This window comes from Streptomyces sp. NPDC048291, assembly GCF_043201715.1.
GTDB lineage: Bacteria > Actinomycetota > Actinomycetes > Streptomycetales > Streptomycetaceae > Streptomyces.
Window position 1 is genome coordinate 762,185 of the sequence record NZ_JBICZC010000001.1, and the last position, 23,690, is coordinate 785,874.

The 23,690-nt window shown below is 70.6% G+C and carries 17 protein-coding genes; 14 read left to right on the top strand and 3 right to left on the bottom strand.

The annotated features are described in order from the left end of the window. Nucleotides 1-182 precede the first annotated feature (182 nt). Nucleotides 183-3,245 (top strand): excinuclease ABC subunit UvrA, encoded by a 3,063-nt coding sequence (gene uvrA / locus ACGF5O_RS03340; protein WP_393808209.1) that lies wholly within the window; start codon nt 183-185, stop codon nt 3,243-3,245. Between the two features lie 136 nt (nt 3,246-3,381). On the opposite strand, the gene ACGF5O_RS03345 is transcribed toward uvrA, so the two are convergent. Further along, complete coding sequence (locus tag ACGF5O_RS03345; RefSeq protein ID WP_393808210.1) at nt 3,382-4,299, bottom strand: carbohydrate kinase; 918 nt, start codon at nt 4,297-4,299, stop codon at nt 3,382-3,384. Nucleotides 4,300-4,329: 30 nt separating this feature from the next. Beyond that, complete coding sequence (locus ACGF5O_RS03350; RefSeq protein ID WP_393808211.1) at nt 4,330-5,391, bottom strand: LacI family DNA-binding transcriptional regulator; 1,062 nt, start codon at nt 5,389-5,391, stop codon at nt 4,330-4,332. 313 nt (nt 5,392-5,704) lie between these two features. Between ACGF5O_RS03350 and ACGF5O_RS03355 the strand changes: the two genes are divergently transcribed. After that, nucleotides 5,705-6,133 carry a Rieske (2Fe-2S) protein gene (locus ACGF5O_RS03355; protein WP_393808212.1) on the top strand — a complete coding sequence of 143 codons (429 nt, stop codon included), beginning with the start codon at nt 5,705-5,707 and terminating at the stop codon, nt 6,131-6,133. 25 nt (nt 6,134-6,158) lie between these two features. On the opposite strand, the gene ACGF5O_RS03360 is transcribed toward ACGF5O_RS03355, so the two are convergent. After that, the gene (locus tag ACGF5O_RS03360) at nt 6,159-7,109 is read right to left on the bottom strand and encodes a hypothetical protein (protein WP_393808213.1); all 951 of its coding nucleotides are present in this window, start codon (nt 7,107-7,109) and stop codon (nt 6,159-6,161) included. A 737-nt stretch (nt 7,110-7,846) separates the two neighbouring features. On the opposite strand from ACGF5O_RS03360, the gene uvrC reads away from it, so the two are divergent. The 12 genes from uvrC (at nt 7,847) to pgi (ending at nt 23,660) form a co-directional block, all read left to right on the top strand. After that, nucleotides 7,847-10,024 carry an excinuclease ABC subunit UvrC gene (uvrC, locus tag ACGF5O_RS03365; protein WP_393808214.1) on the top strand — a complete coding sequence of 726 codons (2,178 nt, stop codon included), beginning with the start codon at nt 7,847-7,849 and terminating at the stop codon, nt 10,022-10,024. Beyond that, nucleotides 10,021-11,067: an RNase adapter RapZ gene (gene rapZ / locus ACGF5O_RS03370; protein WP_362581374.1), complete on the top strand. Its 1,047-nt coding sequence runs from the start codon at nt 10,021-10,023 to the stop codon at nt 11,065-11,067. The genes uvrC and rapZ overlap by 4 nt, the downstream gene beginning before the upstream one ends. Next, the gene (gene yvcK / locus ACGF5O_RS03375; RefSeq protein ID WP_393808215.1) at nt 11,064-12,131 is read left to right on the top strand and encodes a uridine diphosphate-N-acetylglucosamine-binding protein YvcK; all 1,068 of its coding nucleotides are present in this window, start codon (nt 11,064-11,066) and stop codon (nt 12,129-12,131) included. Before rapZ ends, yvcK begins: the two co-directional genes overlap by 4 nt. Continuing rightward, a complete protein-coding gene (whiA, locus tag ACGF5O_RS03380) occupies nt 12,122-13,111 on the top strand; it encodes a DNA-binding protein WhiA (RefSeq protein ID WP_030347991.1) in 990 nt (329 codons plus the stop codon). The genes yvcK and whiA overlap by 10 nt, the downstream gene beginning before the upstream one ends. 168 nt (nt 13,112-13,279) lie before the next feature. Beyond that, on the top strand, nt 13,280-16,234 hold the full coding sequence (locus ACGF5O_RS03385) for a M14 family zinc carboxypeptidase (protein WP_393808216.1): 2,955 nt from the start codon (nt 13,280-13,282) through the stop codon (nt 16,232-16,234). Between the two features lie 274 nt (nt 16,235-16,508). Further along, complete coding sequence (gap, locus tag ACGF5O_RS03390) at nt 16,509-17,519, top strand: type I glyceraldehyde-3-phosphate dehydrogenase (RefSeq protein WP_089100930.1); 1,011 nt, start codon at nt 16,509-16,511, stop codon at nt 17,517-17,519. A 151-nt stretch (nt 17,520-17,670) separates the two neighbouring features. After that, nucleotides 17,671-18,882, top strand: a complete 1,212-nt coding sequence (locus ACGF5O_RS03395) for a phosphoglycerate kinase (RefSeq protein WP_393808217.1) — start codon at nt 17,671-17,673, stop codon at nt 18,880-18,882. Nucleotides 18,883-18,886: 4 nt separating this feature from the next. Beyond that, nucleotides 18,887-19,663, top strand: a complete 777-nt coding sequence (tpiA, locus tag ACGF5O_RS03400; protein WP_362581365.1) for a triose-phosphate isomerase — start codon at nt 18,887-18,889, stop codon at nt 19,661-19,663. 111 nt (nt 19,664-19,774) lie between these two features. Continuing rightward, nucleotides 19,775-20,011, top strand: a complete 237-nt coding sequence (gene secG, locus ACGF5O_RS03405; protein WP_393808218.1) for a preprotein translocase subunit SecG — start codon at nt 19,775-19,777, stop codon at nt 20,009-20,011. Between the two features lie 211 nt (nt 20,012-20,222). Continuing rightward, nucleotides 20,223-20,558, top strand: a complete 336-nt coding sequence (locus ACGF5O_RS03410) for an RNA polymerase-binding protein RbpA (protein ID WP_003976875.1) — start codon at nt 20,223-20,225, stop codon at nt 20,556-20,558. A 127-nt stretch (nt 20,559-20,685) separates the two neighbouring features. Next, nucleotides 20,686-21,936, top strand: a complete 1,251-nt coding sequence (locus ACGF5O_RS03415) for an MFS transporter (RefSeq protein WP_393808412.1) — start codon at nt 20,686-20,688, stop codon at nt 21,934-21,936. Between the two features lie 71 nt (nt 21,937-22,007). Then, on the top strand, nt 22,008-23,660 hold the full coding sequence (gene pgi, locus ACGF5O_RS03420; RefSeq protein ID WP_393808219.1) for a glucose-6-phosphate isomerase: 1,653 nt from the start codon (nt 22,008-22,010) through the stop codon (nt 23,658-23,660). The last annotated feature ends 30 nt before the right edge of the window (nt 23,661-23,690 follow it).

Below are 23,690 nucleotides of genomic sequence, written 5' to 3' on the forward strand. Positions count from 1 at the left end.
GCACGGGCTCCGTAAATCGAATGCGCGTGCTATATCGTCGGTGGCGGCGTCGGGCATGCTGGATGGTCCGGGATTGTTCACCCATCCAGGAATCCGACCGGCGTTGTCAGTGGCTCCCCCTAGTCTGAAGAAGCACGGGGCCCTGCCCCTGTCACTTCTCTCAAGAAAGGTGCGGACCGGCTGTGGCCGACCGTCTCATCGTCCGTGGCGCGCGCGAGCACAACCTGAAGAACGTCTCGCTCGACCTGCCTCGTGACTCGCTCATCGTCTTCACGGGTCTGTCCGGTTCGGGCAAGTCCTCCCTGGCCTTCGACACGATCTTCGCCGAGGGCCAGCGCCGCTACGTGGAGTCGCTCTCCTCGTACGCCCGCCAGTTCCTCGGCCAGATGGACAAGCCGGACGTGGACTTCATCGAGGGCCTGTCCCCGGCGGTGTCCATCGACCAGAAGTCGACCTCGCGCAACCCGCGCTCGACGGTCGGCACCATCACCGAGGTCTACGACTACCTGCGCCTGCTCTTCGCGCGCATCGGCAAGCCGCACTGCCCCGAGTGCGGCCGCCCGATCTCCCGCCAGTCGCCGCAGGCCATCGTGGACAAGGTCCTGGAGCTCCCGGAGGGCAGCCGCTTCCAGGTGCTCTCACCGCTGGTGCGCGAGCGCAAGGGCGAGTTCGTCGACCTCTTCGCCGACCTCCAGACCAAGGGCTACTCCCGCGCGCGCGTGGACGGCGAGACGATCCAGCTCTCCGAGCCGCCGACCCTGAAGAAGCAGGAGAAGCACACCATCGAGGTGGTCGTCGACCGCCTCACGGTGAAGGACACCGCCAAGCGCCGTCTCACCGACTCCGTGGAGACCGCGCTCGGCCTGTCCGGCGGCATGGTCGTGCTCGACTTCGTCGACCTCCCCGAGGACGACCCGGAGCGCGAGCGCATGTTCTCGGAGCACCTGTACTGCCCGTACGACGACCTGTCCTTCGAGGAGCTGGAGCCCCGCTCCTTCTCCTTCAACTCGCCCTTCGGCGCCTGCCCCGAGTGCACCGGCATCGGCACCCGCATGGAGGTCGACCCGGAGCTGATCGTCCCGGACGAGGACAAGTCGCTCGACGAGGGTGCCATCCACCCCTGGTCGCACGGCCACACCAAGGACTACTTCGGCCGCCTGATCGGCGCCCTCGCGGACGCGCTGGGATTCCGTACGGACATCCCCTTCGCCGGCCTGCCGCAGCGCGCCAGGAAGGCCCTGCTCTACGGCCACAAGACGCAGATCGAGGTCCGCTACCGCAACCGGTACGGCCGCGAGCGCGTGTACACCACGCCCTTCGAGGGCGCCGTGCCGTTCGTGAAGCGCCGGCACAGCGAGGCAGAGAGCGACGCCAGCCGCGAGCGCTTCGAGGGCTACATGCGCGAGGTGCCCTGCCCGACCTGCCAGGGCACGCGTCTGAAGCCGATCGTCCTCGCGGTCACGATCATGGACAAGTCGATCGCCGAGGTCTCGGCGATGTCCATCAGCGACTGCGCCGACTTCCTGGGCGAGCTCAAGCTCAACGCGCGCGACAAGAAGATCGCCGAGCGCGTGCTCAAGGAGGTCAACGAGCGGCTGAAGTTCCTGGTCGACGTCGGCCTGGACTACCTCTCGCTCAACCGCGCGGCCGGCACCCTCTCCGGCGGCGAGGCCCAGCGCATCCGGCTGGCCACCCAGATCGGCTCCGGCCTCGTCGGCGTCCTCTACGTCCTCGACGAGCCGTCGATCGGCCTCCACCAGCGCGACAACCACCGGCTGATCGAGACCCTGGTCCGGCTCCGCGACATGGGCAACACGCTCATCGTCGTCGAGCACGACGAGGACACCATCAAGGTCGCCGACTGGGTCGTCGACATCGGCCCCGGCGCCGGCGAGCACGGCGGCAAGGTCGTGCACAGCGGCTCCCTGAAGGAACTGCTCGTCAACGAGGAGTCGCAGACCGGCCAGTACCTGTCGGGCAGGAAGGCGATCCCGCTGCCCGACATCCGCCGCCCGCAGGACCCGTCCCGCCGGCTCACCGTGCACGGCGCCCGCGAGAACAACCTCCAGGACATCGACGTGTCCTTCCCGCTGGGCGTCTTCACGGCCGTCACGGGTGTGTCGGGCTCCGGCAAGTCGACGCTGGTCAACGACATCCTGTACACGCACCTGGCCCGCGAGCTGAACGGCGCGCGGAACGTCCCCGGCCGGCACACGCGCGTGGACGGCGACGACCTCGTCGACAAGGTCGTGCACGTCGACCAGTCGCCCATCGGCCGCACCCCGCGGTCGAACCCGGCCACCTACACCGGCGTCTTCGACCACATCCGCAAGCTGTTCGCCGAGACCACCGAGGCGAAGGTCCGCGGCTACCTGCCGGGCCGCTTCTCCTTCAACGTCAAGGGCGGCCGCTGCGAGAACTGCGCGGGCGACGGCACCATCAAGATCGAGATGAACTTCCTGCCGGACGTCTACGTCCCGTGCGAGGTCTGCCACGGTGCCCGGTACAACCGGGAGACCCTGGAGGTCCACTACAAGGGCAAGTCCATCTCCGAGGTCCTGAACATGCCGATCGAGGAGGCCACGGGGTTCTTCGAGGCCGTCCCGTCGATCGCCCGGCACCTCAACACGCTGAAGGACGTCGGCCTCGGCTACGTCCGCCTCGGCCAGTCCGCGACCACCCTGTCCGGCGGCGAGGCGCAGCGCGTGAAGCTCGCCAGCGAACTGCAGAAGCGCTCCACCGGGCGCACGGTCTACGTCCTGGACGAGCCGACCACCGGTCTGCACTTCGAGGACATCAGCAAGCTGCTGAAGGTCCTCGGGGGCCTCGTCGACAAGGGCAACACGGTCATCGTCATCGAGCACAACCTCGACGTGATCAAGACCGCAGACTGGGTGGTCGACATGGGTCCGGAGGGCGGCGCCGGCGGCGGACTCGTCGTCGCGGAGGGCACGCCCGAGGAGGTCGCCGGAGTCCCTGCCAGCCACACCGGCAAGTTCCTTCGCGAGATCCTCGGCGCCGACCGCATCAGCGACGCCAGTTCGGTGAAGGCGCCGCGCCGGACGGCGGCGAAGAAGACGGTCGCGGCGAAGAAGACCGTCGCGGCCAAGTCGACGGCGAGGAAGACGGCGACCGCCACGGCCTCCGACGGCACGACCGCCGACAACACGGCCGTGAAGAAGGCGGCCGGGGCCACGAAGAAGGCGGCGCCCGCGAAGAAGACGACGCGGGCCCGCAAGGCCTGAGGCTTCCGGGCGGCGGGTTCGGACAAATCCAGAAAAGTGCGGTGCCCCGCGGGAACTTCCCGCGGGGCACCGCTCGTTCCACGATCAGCCGCCCGATTTCCGCGGCCACGACGGACCTTGACCCCTCAACAGCGAGTCAGAGCGAGAAGCCTTCGAGTTCGGAGGCGTACGGCGGTTCCGCACCCGCCCGGGAGCATGTGATCGCGGCCGCCCGCGCCGCGAATCGCAGCAGTCTCGTCCAGCCGTCGGCGCCCAGTCCCAGGAGCGCCTCGGCGGACAGTGCGTCCTGTTCTGCCAGACCGTGCAGCAGGGCCGCGTTCACCGTGTCACCGGCGCCGATCGTGTCCACGACGGCGACCTCCTCGCCGGGGACGGCGTACACGGTGCCGTCGCGGGTGAAGGCACTGAGACCGTCACCGCCGTGGGTGATCACCACGGCCGAGGGACCCGCCGCCAGCCATTCGTGCGGGGTGCCGCCCAGCCACAGGGCATCCTCCTCCGAGAGCTTGAGGAGCGTCACCGAGGGCAGCCAGCTCTTGAAACGAGCCCGGTAGGCGTCCGGATCCGCGATCAGACCCGCCCGGATGTTCGGGTCGAGTGCGGTGAACAGACCCCGCCCGGCCGCGTCGTGCATCAGCTCCTCATAGGCGCTCGCCCCCGGTTCCAGGACGAGCGAGAGCGTGCCGAAGGAGACGGCCCGGGTCGTGGCGGGGAGGTGGGCGGGGGCGGTGAACAGGCGGTCGGCCGTGCCCTCGACGTAGAAGGAGTAGGAGGCGGAGCCTCGCGGGTCGATCGTGGCGGCCGCGAGGGTGGTCGGTTCCGGGCCGCGCTCCACCAGGGACACGTCCACCCCCGCCCGACGCAGTCCGTCCAGCAGGGCCTCGCCGAAGGCGTCACGGGAGGCCCGGGAACAGAACACGGTGGGGGAGCCCAGGCGGCCGAGGGCCACGGCCGTGTTGTACGGGCCGCCGCCGAGCGCCGGCTGCAGGGCCGCGAGGGCGCCCGTGCCCTGCGGTACCAGGTCGATCAGTGCCTCACCGGCGACGACGATCACGAGAGGGTTCCTTTCCCGGGGTGCTGGGGGTTAGGGATGCGAAAGGGTGGTGCCGGGGGTGCCCGCGGCGCTGTCCTCCTCCCGGCACCCGCACGACGTCCGGTGCACGAAGGCGCAGGGGAGCCGTACGGTCCGGGCGGGCCGGTCGGGTGAGGCCAGCCGTTCCAGGAGCACCCGGACCGCCTCGGCGCCGAGTTCCCTGCTGGGCTGGGCGATGGCGGTGAGCCGGGGCGAGAAGAGATCGGCCCAGGCGAAGTCGTCGAAGCAGCACAGGACGATGTCGTCCGGTACGGAGAGGCCCCGCGCGCGCAGAACGCGCAGGGCGCCGATGGTCATCGCGTTGTTGGCGGTGACGAGTGCCGTGGGCGGGGCGGCGAGGGACAGCAGGGCGGCGGTGGCCCGCTCGGCGCCCGCGGATTCCGAGTTGCCGGGGACGATCAGGTCGTCCTCGAAGGGCAGCCCGGCCGTGGCCAGCCCCTGCCAGTAGCCGGCGACCCGCTCGCCGGTGGTGCTCAGCCCGGGCAGCCCCGCGACCAGGCCGATCCGGCGGTGCCCGAGACCGGTGAGGTGGGTGACGAGCCGGGCCGTCGGCTCGGTGTTCTCGGCGCAGACCTGGTCGAAGGGCGAAGCGATGTCCGTGCGGCCGTCGATGACCCGGTCGAGGAGCACGGTCGGTACGGCATGACGGCCGAGGTAGGCGAGGAGTGCGCGCGGGTCGGCGGAGGGGGCGACGATCAGGCCGTCGACGCGGCGTTCGTGGAGGAGCTGGACGACCTTGCGTTCGTGCTCGGGGTCGTCGTGCGGGTCGGCGATGAGCAGGCTGTAGCCGTGCTCCAGGGCAGCCGCCTCGACGCCCTGGAGGATCTCCGTGAAGTAGGGGTTGCTGATCGCCGACACCGCGAGCCCGATGGAACGGGTGCGGGACGTGACCAGGGAGCGGGCGAGGGTGTTGGGCGTGTAGCCCAGCTCCTCGATGGCGTCGAGCACGGCCTGACGGGTGTGGGGCAGCACCGGGCGGGTCTCGTTCAGCACATGGGAGACGGTCGCCACGGAGACACCGGCGCTCCGGGCGACGTCGGCCATGGTGGGCATGAGACTCCCCTCGCCACCTCCCGCCTGGGGCGAGGGCGCTGTGGTTCCGGCTCGGGCTGCCAGGGCAGGCCGGTACGTCGGTTCCCGCTCGGGCGCCCGCGGGACGTCCGCGGGGCCCTCGGCCGGAAGCTACCCCATCGGAGACGGCCGCGTAAACGCTTGCGTAAGCGTTTACGCGCTCTCGGGCGAGCCTCTCGCCCGCACTAGGCCCCCACCCCGAAGCGGGACGATCCGCCCAGGTAGTGTCGTCTCGCACGGTCCCGGGCGGCTGTCTCCCGGAGTCCCGCACCGCCCGATCCACCTGGAGCCCATCGTGCCCGCCCGCCCCTTCGCGAGTCGCCGTACCGTCCTGCGCGGAGCGGCCGTCACCTCGGTCGCCGGACTGGGGGCGACCGCCTGCAAGGCGCCCGGCGGTGCGGACACGGCGGCGGCCACGCCGACCGCGCCGGTCGACCTCGGCGCCGAGAGCGAGGTCGCCGAGGGCGGCGCCCGGCTCTACCGCGAGCACAACGTCGTCGTCAGCCGGTCCGCCGACGGCGCGCTGAAGGCGTACAGCGCGATCTGCACGCACGCGGGGTGCCCGATCAACAAGCTCCAGGGCACGACCCTGGTCTGCCCCTGTCACGGCAGTGAGTTCGACGCCGTGACCGGGAAGGTGGTGCGGTCGCCGGCCACCGAGCCGCTGAACGAGCTGCCGGTCAAGGCGGCGAACGGCCGGATCGTGGCGGGCCCCGGCGCCTGACCCGGGGCTGGGGCTCAGCGCCGGTTCACTCCCAGTCCCAGCCGATCCCCAGCAGACCCGGCCGCACCCGGGGCTCGACCAGATGGACGGAGCGGTGCAGTCCGCTCAGCGGCAGGGTCTGCCGCCCGCTGCGGGGGGCCGCCGCCGAGTGCTGGGCGAAGCGGTGGCAGCGGGTCGGCAGTGCGTCGGGGGCGAAACCCACCTGAAGGGTGTACTGACCGCCCGGAAAGCCGAAACCCCTGACGTACTCGCGTGAGACACCGGCCGTGCCGTCCTCGACGGCGTAGCGGAAGAGGAAGGTGTCGCCGGAGCGCAGACGCGTGCCGAAGAGGAGTTCGGCGACGAGGAGGCCGGTCTCCGGGTCCGAACGGACGCGTCCCGCACGGCAGTTCTCCAGCGCGCGCACGGTCATGTGCTGCGGGGCGCAGCCGGGGTCGCCGTGGTGGACGGCCACGAAGCGGTCGACGCCGTCCCGGTGGGCGCGGACGATGTGCTGCGACTCGCGGGCGGCCAGTTCACGGTGGGCGCCGATCCGCACCCGCTCGTGGTGTCCCAGGGTGTGCAGGCCGCCGTCGAGGGACCAGCCGAGCTCGGCCTGCATCCGGTCGAGGACGTCGCAGGCCTCGAGCAGGGAGCGGTAGGAGCGGGCGGCGGGGCGGCGCACGGCAGGCTCCTGGTCGCTGGTCTCGGCGAGCAGCCGGATCAGGGACTCGTCCGGTAGCTGGAGTATCTCCTCCAGTGCGCGGACGGCCCGCAGCGACTCCGGGCGCTGGGGCCGGCGGGCGCCCTGCTGCCAGTAACTCAGGCTGGTGACGCCCACTTTGACGCCGTAGCGGGACAGGTGGTGCTGCACGCGCTGGAGCGGCAGTCCCCGGGCGGCGATCGCGGCGCGCAGGGCCACGTGGAAGGGGCCTCCGCGCAGGGCCGAGTCCAGTTCCGCGGTCGCGACGTCCGCGTGCTGTGTGCCGTGCCGCATGCAGGGGGCCTTTCTGTCGGGGGGATCAACGGCTGGTCAGGCCGTTGGCGCGACTCGGGGCCACCCCGTCGGCGCCCGGGGCGGCCGCACCTGGGCATGCCGCGTCCGCAGGCCGTCGCTCACGGCCCCGAGTTCCACCGCATTGAAGCGTGTTGACCAATCCCCGACAACACCTGCGGCCGGTCGGGGGCGCCCACCTGGCCGGGGTACGACCCCGTCACCGGCCCGACCGCGCGGGCGCGGCCGGGCCGCTTCGGGCCGGCAGGCCGGAGATCGTGCGTGGGCGGGGGGTCGATTTGCGGAGGAAGCAGAGCGAGATCCGCCACGATCCGCGAAAGCCGCGCCGAGCCGAGTCGAACCGGCCGCGGACCGGGCCCGCGCCCGCACCATCCCGGAAGGGCTCGCGATCTCGCGGAGGTGTCCGGTTTCGCGATCCGCTCTCCAGGCGGGCAGGGGCAGGAGCGGCAGGCGCCGGTCACCGGCTTCGACTCCCCGGAGCCCACACGGCGCAGCGCCCCGAACACCCTCGCAACCCTGACGCCCCAGCCACCGAGCCCCGCCGCTCCCTCCCCGCCGGCCTGCCGGTCCTTCCCGCCGGCCTGCCGCCCCCGCTGTCCCGCCGGCTCTGCCCCGCGGCGCCCCCTGGCCCCCCCGCCGTCCCGCTTGCCCCGCCCTCCCCGCCCGCGGTTGTCCACAGGCTCGTCGCGGTGTCGGTGCTCGCCAGTAGGGTGTGAGACATGGCCGACCCCTCCAGCTACCGCCCCAAGCCGGGACAGATCCCGGACAGCCCCGGGGTGTACAGGTTCCGTGACGAGCACCGCCGGGTGATCTACGTCGGAAAGGCGAAGAGCCTGCGCCAGCGCCTGGCGAACTACTTCCAGGACCTGGCGAGCCTGCACCCCCGCACCCGGACGATGGTCACCACCGCCGCGTCCGTGGAGTGGACCGTGGTGTCCACGGAGGTCGAGGCGCTCCAGCTGGAGTACTCCTGGATCAAGGAGTACGACCCCCGCTTCAACGTGAAGTACCGCGACGACAAGAGCTACCCGTACCTCGCGGTGACCATGAACGAGGAGTTCCCGCGGGTCCAGGTGATGCGCGGTCACAAGAAGAAGGGCGTGCGCTACTTCGGGCCGTACGGCCACGCGTGGGCGATCCGGGACACCGTCGACCTGCTGCTCCGCGTCTTCCCGGTGCGCACCTGCTCCGCCGGCGTGTTCAAGAACGCCGCCCGCACCGGTCGCCCCTGCCTGCTCGGCTACATCGGCAAGTGCTCGGCCCCCTGCGTCGGCCGGGTCGAGCCGGACGAGCACCGCGAACTGGCCGAGGAGTTCTGCGACTTCATGGCCGGCCGCACCGGCACCTACCTCCGCCGTCTGGAGCAGCGGATGACGGAGGCCGCCGAGGAGATGGAGTACGAGCGGGCCGCCCGGCTGCGCGACGACATCGAGGCCCTGAAGAAGGCCATGGAGAAGAACGCGGTCGTGCTCGCGGACGCGACCGACGCCGACCTCATCGCCGTCGCGGAGGACGAGCTGGAGGCGGCCGTCCAGATCTTCCACGTGCGCGGCGGACGCGTGCGCGGCCAGCGCGGCTGGGTGACGGACAAGGTGGAGGACGTCACCACCGGGGCTCTCGTCGAGCACGCTCTCCAGCAGCTCTACGGCGAGGAGACCGGGGACGCCGTCCCCAAGGAGGTGCTGGTCCCGGCGCTGCCCGAGCCGGTCGAGCCGGTCCAGGAGTGGCTCACCGGCCGCCGCGGGTCGAACGTCTCGCTGCGCATCCCGCAGCGCGGCGACAAGAAGGCCCTGATGGAGACCGTGGAGCGCAACGCCCAGCAGGCGCTCGCCCTGCACAAGACCAAGCGTGCCTCCGACCTCACCACCCGTTCGCGCGCGCTGGAGGAGATCGCCGACGCCCTGGACCTGGACAGCGCCCCGCTGCGCATCGAGTGCTACGACATCTCCCACCTCCAGGGCGACGACGTGGTGGCCTCCATGGTCGTCTTCGAGGACGGCCTGCAGCGCAAGAGCGAGTACCGGCGCTTCCAGATCAAGGGCTTCGCCGGCCAGGACGACGTGCGCTCGATGCACGAGGTGATCACCCGCCGCTTCCGCCGCTACCTCGCCGAGAAGGAGCGGACCGGCGAGTGGGCGGAGGACGGCGCCGAGAACGCCAGCACGGAGTCCGGCCCCACCGCGCAATCCGACCCCACCGCGCAATCCGACCTCACCACGGGGAACGGCAGCCCCTCACCCGCCGTCGACGCCGACCCCGCCCCCGACGCCGCGCCCGTCAACGGTTTCAAGGACGAGGACGGCCGTCCCAAGAAGTTCGCCTACCCGCCCCAGCTGGTGGTCGTCGACGGCGGGCAGCCGCAGGTCGCCGCCGCCCGGCGGGCGCTCGACGAGCTCGGTATCGACGACATCGCCGTCTGCGGCCTCGCCAAGCGCCTCGAAGAGGTGTGGCTGCCCGAGGACGACGACCCGGTGGTCCTCCCGCGCACCAGCGAGGGCCTCTACCTGCTCCAGCGCATCCGGGACGAGGCGCACCGCTTCGCCATCACCTACCAGCGCACCAAACGGGCCAAACGCTTCCGCTCCAGCCCCCTGGACGACGTACCGGGGCTGGGCGAGACCCGCAAACAGGCGTTGATCAAGCATTTCGGCTCGGTGAAGAAGCTGCGATCCGCCACAATCGAGCAGATCCAGGAAGTGCCCGGGATAGGCCGCAAGACGGCCGAGACCATCGCCGTGGCCCTCGCCCAGGCGGCCCCGGCCGCACCCGCCGTGAACACGGCGACCGGAGAGATCATGGATGACAGGGAAGACGAGGCGCCCGAGACGACGGCGGACGCCTCGGGGGAGCCCGTACCCGCGGGCGCCCCGGACGATCGACGGGGCCAGGAGAGATGACCGAGCGCGACGCACAACCCACAGCACAGCGAGATCCGGCGTTCAGTGAAACGCAGGGCGAGCCCAAGGAAACGCACAACGAGGCGCGCCAGGATCAGCCGCAGGAGGCGCAAGCCGAAGCGGTCCAGGAAAACGGAGCAGAAGTGAGCACGGACGCCACCGCTGCCGGGGTGCCCGAGGCGGCCATCCCCGAGCTGGTGATCATCTCCGGCATGTCGGGAGCCGGCCGTTCCACGGCGGCGAAGTGTCTGGAGGACCTCGGCTGGTTCGTCGTGGACAACCTCCCGCCGGCCCTCATCCCCACCATGGTCGAGCTGGGCGCCCGCTCCCAGGGCAACGTGGCGCGGATCGCGGTCGTCGTCGACGTGCGCGGCCGGCGCTTCTTCGACAACCTGCGGGAGTCCCTCGCCGACCTCGACAGCCGGGGCGTCACCCGCAGGATCGTCTTCCTGGAGTCGTCCGACGACGCTCTGGTCCGCCGCTTCGAGTCGGTGCGCCGCCCGCACCCCCTCCAGGGCGACGGCCGGATCGTGGACGGGATCGCCGCCGAGCGGGAGCTGCTGCGCGAGCTGCGCGGCGACGCCGACCTGGTGATCGACACCTCCAGCCTCAACGTGCACGAGCTGCGCGCCAAGATGGACGCCCAGTTCGCCGGCGAGGAGGAGCCCGAGCTGCGGGCGACGGTGATGTCGTTCGGCTTCAAGTACGGCCTGCCGGTCGACGCCGACCTGGTCGCGGACATGCGGTTCCTGCCGAACCCGCACTGGGTGCCGGAGCTGCGCCCGTACACCGGCCTCAACGAGGAGGTGTCGGCGTACGTCTTCAACCAGCCGGGCGCCAAGGAGTTCCTCGACCGGTACGCCGAGCTGCTGCGGCTGATCGCGACCGGGTACCGGCGTGAGGGCAAGCGTTACGTGACGATCGCCATCGGCTGCACGGGCGGCAAGCACCGCTCGGTCGCCGTGTCCGAGAAGCTCGCCGCTCGCCTGGCCGCCGAGGGAGTGGAGACCGTAGTCGTGCACCGGGACATGGGGCGCGAGTGACCGAGCGCAGTCCACGGCTGAGCAGGCTGCGCCGGATGGTGCCCGAGTCCCGCACGGGCCGTCCCGTCGAGGCCCGCGGCGCCCGGCCGCGCCGCCGCGGTGCCCAGCCCAAGGTGGTAGCCCTGGGCGGTGGCATGGGCCTGTCCGCCTCGCTCGCCGCCCTGCGGCGGATCACCGGCGACCTCACCGCCGTCGTCACCGTGGCCGACGACGGCGGCTCCAGCGGGCGCCTCCGCGACGAGCTGGGTGTCCTCCCGCCGGGTGATCTTCGCAAGGCCCTCGCCGCCCTGTGCGGTGACGACGACTGGGGGCAGACCTGGGCCCGGGTCATCCAGCACCGCTTCCAGTCCAAGGGCGACCTGCACGAGCACGCGGTCGGCAATCTGCTGATCGTCGCCCTGTGGGAGCAGCTCGGCGACCACGTCCAGGCCCTGGACCTGGTCGGCAGGCTGCTCGGCGCGCACGGACGCGTGCTGCCGATGTCCGCCGTGCCGCTGGAGCTGCAGGCCCTGGTCAAGGGGCACGACCCGGAGCGGCCCGAGGAGGTGGACCTGGTCCGGGGGCAGGCCACCGTGGCGCTCACGCCCGGTGAGGTGCAGTCGGTGCATCTGGTGCCGCACGATCCGCCGGCCGTGCCGGAGGCGGTGGCGGCCGTCCTGGACGCGGACTGGGTGGTGCTCGGCCCGGGCTCCTGGTTCTCGTCGGTGATCCCGCACCTGCTCGTCCCCGATCTGCTGGACGCGCTCACCGAGACCAGGGCCCGTAAGGTCCTCTCCCTGAACCTGGCACCGCAGCCGGGAGAAACCGAAGGCTTCTCACCGCAGCGTCATTTGGAGGTTTTGGGGCGACACGCCCCTAAACTCGCCCTGGACGTGGTGCTGGCCGACGAGGCCGCCGTGCCCGACCGCGACTCGCTCACCGAGGCCGCCAAGCGGCTGGGAGCCGCGGTCGAGCTGAGCCCCGTGGCCCGGACCGACGGTTCACCCCGGCACGACCCGGAGCTGTTGGCCGCCGCGTACGACCGTATTTTTCGGATGCATGGAAGGATCGGCCCATGGCGATGACGGCAGCGGTGAAGGACGAGATCTCCCGGCTACCCGTCACCCGGACCTGCTGCCGGAAGGCGGAGGTCTCCGCCATTCTGCGGTTCGCGGGCGGCCTCCACCTGGTGAGCGGGCGCATCGTGATCGAGGCGGAGCTGGACACCGCGATGGCGGCCCGTCGCCTCAAGCGGGACATCCTGGAGATCTTCGGCCACAGCTCCGAGCTGATCGTGATGGCGCCCGGCGGGCTGCGCCGCGGCTCCCGGTACGTCGTGCGGGTGGTGGCGGGCGGCGACCAGCTGGCCCGTCAGACCGGTCTGGTGGACGGCCGGGGCCGGCCGATCCGGGGCCTGCCCCCGCAGGTCGTCTCCGGGGCCACCTGTGACGCCGAGGCGGCCTGGCGGGGCGCCTTCCTGGCGCACGGCTCGCTGACCGAGCCCGGCCGCTCCTCCTCCCTGGAGGTGACCTGCCCGGGCCCGGAGGCCGCGCTTGCGCTGGTCGGCGCCGCCCGCCGGCTGTCCATCGCCGCGAAGGCCCGCGAGGTGCGCGGGGTGGACCGGGTGGTCGTCCGTGACGGTGACGCGATCGGCGCGCTGCTGACCCGGCTCGGCGCGCACGAGTCGGTGCTGGCCTGGGAGGAGCGCCGGATGCGGCGCGAGGTCCGCGCCACCGCGAACCGCCTCGCCAACTTCGACGACGCCAACCTGCGCCGCTCCGCCCGCGCCGCCGTCGCGGCCGGGGCCAGGGTCCAGCGTGCCCTGGAGATCCTCGGCGACGAGGTGCCCGAGCACCTCGCGGCGGCCGGCCGGCTGCGCATGGAGCACAAGCAGGCCTCCCTGGAGGAGCTGGGCGCGCTCGCCGACCCGCCGCTCACCAAGGACGCCGTCGCGGGCCGGATCCGCCGGCTGCTCGCGATGGCCGACAAGCGTGCGTCCGATCTGGGGATCCCGGGCACCGAGGCCAACCTCTCCGAGGAGCTGGCCGACAACCTGGTCGGCTGACCCCACGTCAGTTCTGGGGTGCGGGCGGCGCGTTGGGCCGTCCGCACCTGATCTTTACACGTGGGTGCATTTCCCATGGGTCGGCCGTGAGTCGCCCTTGACTGGATCATCAAGTGTCATGAGCCTGGCATGGTTCGCCGCGGTGGCGGACCACTGCTAGGGGGGTTCATGAGACACAGAGCGAGATCGATCCTCGCTGTCGGCGCGCTCCTGATCGGCGGAGCCGCACTCGCACCCATGGCTCAGGCGCAGACCGGTAGTCCGGGGAGGCCCGACCCCGACCAGGTCAAGGTCTTCCGCGCCGACGTCACCAAGAAGCAGATTCCGCTCCTGCTCGAAGCCGGGCAGGACGGCCATGAACTCGGCGACCAGGTCACCGGATCCGGCAAGACGGAAGTCGAGCTGTACCTCACCGACCAGCAGGCGAAGAAGCTGGAGAAGCAGGGCGTCGACCTCACCGAGCACACGGTGTCGGCCAAGGCCGAGGCGCGCGTCCAGGACGCCTCCCAGGGCGTGTTCCGCCCGTACAGCGGCACCGGCGGGCTCGAACAGGAGATCCTCGCGACCGCGCAGGCCAACCCCGGCCTCACCAAGGTCGAGTCCATCGGCAGGACGGTGAACGGGCAGGACATCCTCGCGCTCAAACTGACCAAGGGCGCGAAGAGCTCGAAGGACGGCTCCAAGCCCTCCGTGCTGTACGTGTCCAACCAGCACGCGCGCGAGTGGATCACGCCGGAGATGACCCGCCGGCTGATGCACTACTACCTGGACAACTACAGCACCGACAAGCGCGTCAAGAAGATCGTCGACTCGACCGAGCTGTGGTTCGTGCTGTCCGCCAACCCCGACGGCTACGACTACACCTTCCAGAACTCCGACACCCGCCTGTGGCGCAAGAACCTGCGGGACGTCAACGGGGACGGGGTCATCAGCACGGGTGACGGCGTAGACCTCAACCGCAACTTCGGCTACAAGTGGGGCTACGACGACGAGGGTTCGTCACCCAACCCCACCAGTGAGACCTACCGCGGCGCGAGCCCCGAGTCCGAGCCCGAGACCAGGGCGCTGGACGACTTCGAGAAGCGGATCGGGTTCACGTACGGCATCAACTACCACTCCGCCGCCGAGCTCCTCCTCTACGGCGTCGGCTGGCAGGTGGCCACCCCGACCCCGGACGACGTCCTCTACAAGGCGCTCGCCGGCACCCCGGACAACCCGGCGATCCCCGGCTACCACTCGCAGGTCTCCTCGGAGCTGTACACCACCAACGGCGAGGCGGACGGCCACGCGTCGAACGTCAACGGCATGGCGATGTTCACCCCGGAGATGTCGACCTGCCAGACGGCCTCGGACATCGACCCGAACGACGCCTGGAAGGCCGCCGACTGCCAGTCGGTCTTCAACTACCCGGACGACGAGAAGCTGATCCAGGACGAGTTCGCGAAGAACGTCCCCTTCGCGCTCTCCGTCGCCGAGACCGCCGCCCACCCGGACCAGCCGGTCTCCTCGGTCGGCCTGAGCGCGGCCGACTTCACCCCGGCGGCCTTCTCCACGTCGTACTCGCGCGGCGCCGACCAGCAGGTCTCCGTCGTCGTCCGCAAGGCGGTCCGCGACAAGGAGCTCAAGTACCGCGTCAACGGCGGCCGTACCCGCGACCGGGCGCTGAAGCCCTGGAAGGGCGGCGAGACCTACGGCGGCGGCGACAACCTCTACTTCGACGAGTACCGGGCCAAGGTGAAGGACGGCGACCCGGGCGACAGGGTCGAGGTGTGGTTCACCGGCGAGACGAAGAGCGGCAAGAAGGTCTCCAGCGCGCACTTCACGTACACCGTCGCCGAGCGGCCCAAGGCGGACACCCTGGTGGTCGCCGAGGAGGGCGCGAAGGCCACCCAGGCGCAGACCTACGTCGACGCGCTGAAGGCCGCAGGGCACAAGGCGGTCGTCTGGGACGTCGCCACCCAGGGCGCGCCCGACGCGCTCGGCGTGCTCGGGCACTTCAGGACCGTCGTGCACTACTCGGGCACGAGCGGTCCGGGCAACGACACCCAGATCCAGCTGCGCGCCTACCTCAACGAGGGCGGCAGGCTGGTCGAGGCCGGCGAGCTGGCCGGCGGCAGCGTGAACCTCGCCGACGGCACCCCGTCGAACGACTTCAGCCAGTACTACCTGGGCGCCTACTCCCGTACCTCGACGCCCGGAGCCACCGGCTTCACCGGCTCCGGCGCCCTGGACGGCTTCACCGGGCCCCTGAGCGGCACGTCCGCCAACCCGCTCGACAAGGCCGGGACCTACGCCGTCACCTCCGACGAGCTCTCGCCCGACACCTACCCCCAGTTCGCGAGCGCGGGCGCGGGCCAGTTCGCCGGGACCCTCAACCCGTACGGGCCGTACTCCGGGTCGTACATGGCCGCGGCCGTGCACACCGACGACGCCTACAAGCGCCTCACCCGCACCGTCGACCTCACCGGTGTCACCGCCTCCCAGCAGCCGACCCTCGGTGCCAGGATGCTGTGGGACACCGAGCCCGGCTACGACCACGCGGTCGTCGAGGCGCACGTCGTCGGCAGCGACGACTGGACGACCCTGCCCGACAGGAACGGGGGCACCAGCAGCGCCGTACCGAGCGAGTGCGGGGCGGGCTTCCTGATCGCCGAGCACCCGTGGCTCAAGCACTACCTGACCATCGGGGACAACCAGTGCACCGCGGGCGGCAGCAGCGGCTCGTGGAACAGCTTCACCGGCAGCTCGGCGGGCTGGCAGCCGGTGAGCTTCGACCTGAGCGCCTACGCCGGGAAGACCGTCGAGATCTCCATCGGCTACATCACCGATCCGAGCACCGGCGGACACGGCGTCCTCGTCGACGACACCTCGCTCGGTCTCGGCGGCACGGCCACCGAGACCGAGGGCTTCGAGACCTCCCTCGGTCCGTGGAGCGTGACCGGCCCGCCCGCGGGCAGCCCGGCCGTCCTCAAGGACTGGGAGCGCACCGGCGCCCTGTTCAAGACGTACGGAGCGGTCACCACCGACCGCACCGTGCTGCTCGGTTTCGGCCTGGAACAGGTCACTTCCGCGGCCGATCGTGCCGCTCTGGTGAAGAAGGCGTTGACATCACTCGACAACTGACGCCGACGGCACTCGACAAGTGAGCCGACCCGCTCACGAACGAGTGAAAGCGCGGTAAAAACTGGTCGACATTCCCCTTCAAACCAGGGCAATACGACCACCGATCCGAGGCGGTCCGTACCCCTACTGGCGGGTACGGACCGCCTCGCCGTGTATGGGGCATCTGGATGTCACCAGGGAAGCCTCAGGGAGGTAGGGTCATGGGTGGTCGGGGACATCCCAAACACAGCTCGCCGGCACCGCATGGCCGGCGTACCAACGAGGAGATCGGTTCGTGACGATCCGCGTAGGCATCAACGGCTTCGGTCGTATCGGTCGCAACTACTTCCGCGCGCTGCTGGAGCAGGGCGCTGACATCGAGATCGTGGCTGTCAACGACCTGGGTGACACCGCGACCACCGCGCACCTGCTGAAGTACGACACGATCCTGGGCCGCCTCAAGGCCGAGGTGTCGCACACCGCCGACACGATCACCGTCGACGGCCACACCATCAAGGTGCTGTCCGAGCGCAACCCCGCCGACATCCCGTGGGGCGACCTGGGCGTCGACATCGTCATCGAGTCGACCGGCATCTTCACCAACAAGGAGGACGCCGCCAAGCACATCGCGGGCGGCGCCAAGAAGGTCCTCATCTCGGCTCCGGCCAAGAACGAGGACATCACCATCGTGATGGGCGTCAACCAGGACAAGTACGACGCGGCCAACCACCACGTCATCTCCAACGCCTCCTGCACCACCAACTGCGTGGCGCCGATGGCCAAGGTCCTCGACGAGAACTTCGGCATCGTCAAGGGTCTGATGACGACGGTGCACGCGTACACCAACGACCAGCGCATCCTGGACTTCCCGCACAAGGACCTGCGTCGCGCGCGGGCCGCCGCGGAGAACATCATCCCGACCACCACCGGTGCCGCCAAGGCCACCGCGCTGGTGCTCCCGCAGCTCAAGGGCAAGCTGGACGGCATCGCCATGCGCGTCCCGGTCCCGACCGGCTCCGCCACCGACCTGGTCGTGACGCTGCAGCGCGAAGTCACCAAGGACGAGGTCAACGCCGCGTTCAAGAAGGCCTCCGAGGACGGCGACCTGAAGGGCTACCTGGCGTACACCGAGGACGAGATCGTCTCCTCGGACATCGTCGGCGACCCGGCCTCCTGCACCTTCGACTCCTCCCTGACCATGGTCCAGGAGGGCAACACGGTGAAGATCCTCGGCTGGTACGACAACGAGTGGGGCTACTCCAACCGCCTCGTCGACCTCACGGTCTTCGTCGGCGACCAGCTCTGATCGGCCGAACAGGCACCACGATGCGGTAGCAGGGCTCGGGCAGCGCACGGTTGCGCCGCCCGGGCCCTGACGCACGTAAGGATCGACCCGACGACATACGGTTCGATCAGTCCTCGTACGATCAAGAGCCCTCCTGTAGGAGTCCCCAACCATGAAGACGATCGACGAACTCCTCGCCGAAGGGGTCGACGGCAAGCGGGTCTTCGTCCGTGCCGACCTCAACGTGCCGATGGCCGACGGTCTCATCACCGACGACGGCCGCATCCGTGCCGTCCTGCCCACCGTCAAGGCCCTCGCCGACGCGGGCGCCAAGGTGGTCGTCGCCTCCCACCTGGGCCGTCCCAAGGGCGCCCCGGACCTGAAGTTCTCCCTGCTCCAGGCCGCCGAGCGGCTCGCCGAACTGCTCGGCGCCCCGGTCGCGTTCGCCCAGGACACCGTCGGCCCCGCCGCCCACGACGCGGTCAACGGCCTGGAGCCCGGCCAGGTCGCGGTCATCGAGAACCTGCGCTTCAACGCCGGCGAGACCTCCAAGGACGACACCGAGCGCGGCGAGTTCGCCGACCAGCTCGCCGCCCTCGCGGACGTCTACGTCGGCGACGGCTTCGGCGCTGTGCACCGCAAGCACGCCTCCGTCTACGACCTCCCGGCCCGGCTGCCGCACTACGCCGGCTACCTCATCGCCACCGAGGTCGGCGTCCTGAAGAAGCTCACCGAGGACGTCCAGCGGCCGTACGTCGTCGTGCTCGGCGGCGCCAAGGTCTCCGACAAGCTCGCCGTGATCGACCAGCTGCTCGGCAAGGCCGACCGCATCCTCGTCGGCGGCGGCATGGTCTATACCTTCCTGAAGGCCAAGGGGTACGAGGTCGGTAGCTCCCTCCTCCAGGAGGACCAGCTCGCGACCGTCACCGAGTACCTGGAGCGCGCCGAGAAGACCGGCGTCGAGATCGTGCTGCCCGTCGACACCCTGGTCGCCGCCGGCTTCCCGGACCTGTCGGCCAAGGCCGCCACCGACCCCAGCACGGTCCCCGCGGACGCCATGCCGGCCGGCCAGATGGGCCTGGACATCGGCCCGGAGACCGGCAAGCTGTACGCCTCGAAGCTCGCCGACGCCGCCACCGTCTTCTGGAACGGCCCCATGGGCGTCTTCGAGCACCCCGACTACGCCGCGGGCACCCGGGCGGTCGCCCAGGCCCTCGTCGAGTCCAAGGGCTTCACCGTCGTCGGCGGCGGGGACTCCGCAGCCGCCGTGCGCATCCTCGGCTTCGACGAGAACGCGTTCGGACACATCTCGACCGGTGGCGGCGCCTCCCTCGAATACCTCGAGGGCAAGACGCTCCCCGGCCTCGCCGCACTGGAGGACTGACCCAATGAGCACGCGCACGCCGATCATGGCGGGCAACTGGAAGATGAACCTCAACCACCTCGAGGCCATCGCGCACGTCCAGAAGCTCGCCTTCGCCCTGGCCGACAAGGACTACGAGGCCGTCGAGGTCGCCGTCCTGCCGCCCTTCACCGACCTGCGTTCCGTGCAGACCCTGGTCGACGGCGACAAGCTCAAGATCAAGTACGGTGCCCAGGACATCTCGGCACACGACTCCGGCGCCTACACCGGCGAGATCTCCGGCCCCATGCTGGCCAAGCTGAAGTGCACGTACGCGGTCATCGGCCACTCCGAGCGCCGCCAGTACCACGCCGAGACCGACGAGATCGTGAACGCCAAGGTCAAGGCCGCCTACAAGCACGGTCTGACCCCGATCCTGTGCGTCGGCGAGGAGCTGGACGTCCGCGAGGCCGGCAACCACGTCTCCCACACCCTCGCCCAGGTCGAGGGCGGTCTCAAGGACCTCCCGGCCGAGCAGGCCGAGACCGTCGTGATCGCCTACGAGCCCGTGTGGGCCATCGGCACCGGCAAGGTCTGCGGCGCCGCGGACGCCCAGGAGGTCTGCGCCGCGATCCGCGCCAAGCTCGCCGAGCTGTACAGCCAGGAGCTGGCCGACCAGGTCCGCATCCAGTACGGCGGCTCCGTCAAGGCCGGCAACGTGGCCGAGATCATGGCGCAGGCCGACATCGACGGTGCCCTCGTCGGCGGTGCCTCGCTGGACGCGGACGAATTCGTCAAGATCGTGCGCTTCCGCGATCAGTGACCGGGCCGAGCGAGTAGGCCCCGGGGGCGATCCGTCGTACTCTTGCGGGGACAAGGCGGTCAGCTGCCTTGTCCCCGTCGTTCATCCGAATCCGAGAGAGTTGGTCCAGCCGTGGTTTTGGGGTTCTCGATCGCCCTGATCGTCTTCAGCCTGCTGCTGATGCTGCTGGTGCTGATGCACAAGGGCAAGGGCGGCGGCCTCTCCGACATGTTCGGTGGCGGTATGCAGTCCTCCGTCGGCGGCTCCTCGGTCGCCGAACGGAATCTGGACCGGATCACCCTGGTGATCGGTCTGCTGTGGCTCGCGTGCATCATCGTCCTCGGCATCGTGATGAAGACGAACAGCTGATCCGCGACGCGCCACACACGCACAATCTGTACGTAACGCCCCATGTTCGGTACGCGCACCTGAGCGCGGCCTATCATGGGGCTTGCGTCTAGGTGCTGGGGCGGTAACTCCCACCACTGGACGCGCGTTGGGCCTTACGTAGACTGAGGCGCTCGCAACGAAGCGACACGCCGACTCGCTTCGCGGCACCATCACGCAGGGAGTTACGACCGTGGCAAGTGGCAACGCGATCCGAGGTAGCCGGGTCGGGGCGGGGCCGATGGGCGAGGCCGAGCGCGGCGAGTCCGCGCCGCGTCTGCGCATCTCCTTCTGGTGCTCCAACGGGCACGAGACGCAGCCCAGCTTCGCCAGCGACGCGCAGGTGCCCGAGACCTGGGACTGCCCGCGCTGCGGCTTCCCGGCCGGTCAGGACCGGGACAACCCGCCGGACCCGCCGCGCACCGAACCGTACAAGACGCACCTCGCGTACGTACGGGAGCGGCGCAGCGACGCGGACGGCGAGGCGATCCTCGCCGAGGCGCTCGCCAAACTGCGGGGCGAGATCTAGAAGTTGGGACCGGCCGGGAGCCTGCGGGCGCCTGGCCGGAGCTGTCTCCGCGGCCGGCCCAGGCCCGTTGTCAGTGGTGCCCTCTACGGTTTGTGCATCGGCGAATCGTGAGGGGGCGGCGGTGACGGTGAGCGAGGCGGCACCCGCGTGGCGCGGGGGATTCGGGCGGCTGTGGACGGCCGCCGTGGTCTCCCGGTTCGGAGACGCGTTACGGACGTCCGCGCTGCCCCTGCTGGCCGCCCGGCTGACCGACGACCCGCTCGCCATCGCCTCGGTGACCGCCTGCGGCTATGTGCCGTGGCTGCTGTTCGGCCTGCTCGGCGGTGCCGTCGCGGACCGGGTGGACCAGCGGCGCGCCATGTGGGCGGCGGACACGGTACGAGGGCTGCTCGTCGCCGCCTTCGCACTCGCCGTGGCGCTCGGTCACGCCTCGATCCCGTTGCTGCTCCTGCTCGCCTTCGCGCTCACCACCCTGCAGACACTCTTCGACAACGCGTCCACGGCCCTGCTGCCCTCCCTGGTCGACCGGCACGCCCTCGGCGGGGCCAACGCCCGGCTGATGACCGGCCAGCAGATCGCCGGCGGCCTGCTCGGCGCCCCGCTCGTGCCGCTGCTCCTGACGGCCGGCGCGGCCATGCCCTTCGCGGCCGACGCGAGCACCTACCTGGCCGCCGCCGCCCTGGTCGCCTCCCTCCGGACCAGGCCGCCGGAGCGGGCGCCACGCCCGGCCGGCAGCACCCTGCGCACGGAGATCGGCGAGGGCCTGCGCGCCCTGTGGCAGGACCGCGCCCTGCGGGCCATCTGCGTGGCCACCCTGCTCTGCAACATCGGCATGGGCGCGCTGATCGCCACCCTCGTGCTGCACGTCACGCGCTGGCTGGACGCGGGCACCGCCGGATACGCCGCGGCCATGACCGCGTACTCGGCCGGCAGCATCACCGGCGGCTTCCTCGCCCAGCGCATCGCCCGCCGCATGGGCCGGGTGCGCGCCCTGCTGGTCGCCGGCACCGTCCAGACGTCGTCCCTGCTGCTCATAGGCACCGTCCGGCACCTCGGCGCGCTCGTCGCCGGCATGCTGCTGCTCGGCGCCATGAACATGGTGTGGAACGTCAACCAGGTCACGCTGATGCAGCAACGCGCCCCCGAGTCGATGACCGGCCGGATCGCCGCCGCCTTCCGCACCTCCTCCACCTCCGGCGCGCCGCTCGGCGCCCTCCTCGGCGGAGCCGTCGCGGGAACCTACGGGCTGAACGGGCCCGCGCTGCTGGCCGCCGTCCTCTTCGGCCTGGCCGTCACCTCGTTGATACCGGTGCGCCGGCCGGACGTACCTGTTGTTGCGCCGCGGGACAGCGCGACGGCAGGCCGTGCCCCGAGCTGATCAACTAGGTTGGAACGGCGGCGGCACAGGCACGCAACAGGACAGGTGCAAGGAAGAAGGCTGAAGTCGGAATGAACGCAGACGGCCGTACCAGGCTCAACCAGACGCCCGAGTGGACCGCGCTCGCCAAGCACCGGGAGGAGCTCGCCGAGACCCATCTGCGGGACCTGTTCGCGGCCGACCCGGGACGCGGCACGGGCTACACCCTCCAGGTCGGCGACCTCCACATCGACTACTCGAAGCACCTGGTCAACGACGAGACGCTGCGGCTGCTGCGCGAGCTGGCCGCCGCCACCGACGTCTTCGGCCTGCGGGACGCCATGTTCCGCGGCGAGAAGATCAACGTCACAGAGAACCGCGCGGTGCTGCACACCGCGCTGCGCGCCCCGCGCGACGCGGTGGTCGAGGTCGACGGCGAGAACGTGGTGCCGCAGGTGCACGCGGTCCTGGACAAGATGAGCGACTTCGCCGACCGGGTCCGCTCCGGCGCCTGGACCGGCCACACCGGCAGGCGGATCAGGAACGTCGTCAACATCGGTATCGGCGGCTCCGACCTCGGTCCGGCGATGGCCTACGAGGTGCTGCGCAGCTTCACCGACCGCGACCTCACGGTCCGCTTCGTCTCCAACGTCGACGGCGCCGACCTGCACGAGGCCACCCGCGACCTGGACCCGGCGGAGACCCTCTTCATCATCGCCTCCAAGACGTTCACCACGATCGAGACGATCACCAACGCCACCTCCGCCCGCAACTGGCTCCTCACCGAGCTGAAGGCCGGTCAGGAAGCGGTCGCCAAGCACTTCGTGGCCCTCTCCACGAACGCCGAGAAGGTGTCGGACTTCGGCATCGACACGGCCAACATGTTCGAGTTCTGGGACTGGGTCGGCGGCCGGTACTCCTACGACTCCGCCATCGGCCTCTCCCTGATGATCGCCATCGGCCCGGACCGCTTCCGCGAGATGCTGGACGGCTTCCACCTGGTCGACGAGCACTTCCGCACCGCCCCCGCCGAGTCCAACGTCCCCCTCCTGCTCGGCCAGCTGGGCGTCTGGTACGGCAACTTCCACGACGCCCAGTCGCACGCGGTCCTGCCGTACAGCCACTACCTCTCCAAGTTCACCGCGTACCTGCAGCAGCTGGACATGGAGTCCAACGGCAAGTCGGTGGACCGGGAGGGCCGGCCGGTGCAGTGGCAGACCGGCCCGGTGGTGTGGGGCACGCCGGGCACCAACGGCCAGCACGCGTACTACCAGTTGATCCACCAGGGCACCAGGCTGATCCCGGCGGACTTCATCGGCTTCGCCGAGCCGGTCGCCGAGCTGAGCGGTGAACTCAAGGCCCAGCACGACCTGCTGATGGCGAACTTCTTCGCCCAGACCCAGGCGCTGGCCTTCGGCAAGACCGCCGAGGAGGTCCGCGCGGAGGGCGTGGCCGAGGAGCAGGTGGCCCACCGCACCTTCAAGGGCAACCACCCCACCACGACCATCCTCGCCAGGGAACTGACCCCGTCCGTCCTCGGCCAGCTCGTCGCCCTCTACGAGCACAAGGTCTTCGTGCAGGGCGCGATCTGGAACATCGACTCCTTCGACCAGTGGGGCGTGGAGCTGGGCAAGGTGCTCGCCAAGCGCATCGAGCCCGCGCTGACCGAGGGCACCGAGGTACCCGGCCTGGACGCGTCGACGACGGCACTGGTGGCCAAGTACCGGGAGCTGCGCGGGCGTTAGGCCCGGGCGGGCCTTGGTCATGAGAGAACC

Bases quoted from the DNA above. Each gene is read 5' to 3' on its own strand.
- ACGF5O_RS03395 (WP_393808217.1), top strand. From the start codon at position 17,671: ATGAAGACGATCGACGAACTCCTCGCCGAAGGGGTCGACGGCAAGCGG.
- whiA (WP_030347991.1), top strand. From the start codon at position 12,122: ATGGCGATGACGGCAGCGGTGAAGGACGAGATCTCCCGGCTACCCGTC.
- uvrC (WP_393808214.1), top strand. From the start codon at position 7,847: ATGGCCGACCCCTCCAGCTACCGCCCCAAGCCGGGACAGATCCCGGAC.
- ACGF5O_RS03385 (WP_393808216.1), top strand. From the start codon at position 13,280: ATGAGACACAGAGCGAGATCGATCCTCGCTGTCGGCGCGCTCCTGATC.
- ACGF5O_RS03350 (WP_393808211.1), bottom strand. From the start codon at position 5,391: ATGCCCACCATGGCCGACGTCGCCCGGAGCGCCGGTGTCTCCGTGGCG.
- tpiA (WP_362581365.1), top strand. From the start codon at position 18,887: ATGAGCACGCGCACGCCGATCATGGCGGGCAACTGGAAGATGAACCTC.
- ACGF5O_RS03360 (WP_393808213.1), bottom strand. From the start codon at position 7,109: ATGCGGCACGGCACACAGCACGCGGACGTCGCGACCGCGGAACTGGAC.
- pgi (WP_393808219.1), top strand. From the start codon at position 22,008: ATGAACGCAGACGGCCGTACCAGGCTCAACCAGACGCCCGAGTGGACC.
- rapZ (WP_362581374.1), top strand. From the start codon at position 10,021: ATGACCGAGCGCGACGCACAACCCACAGCACAGCGAGATCCGGCGTTC.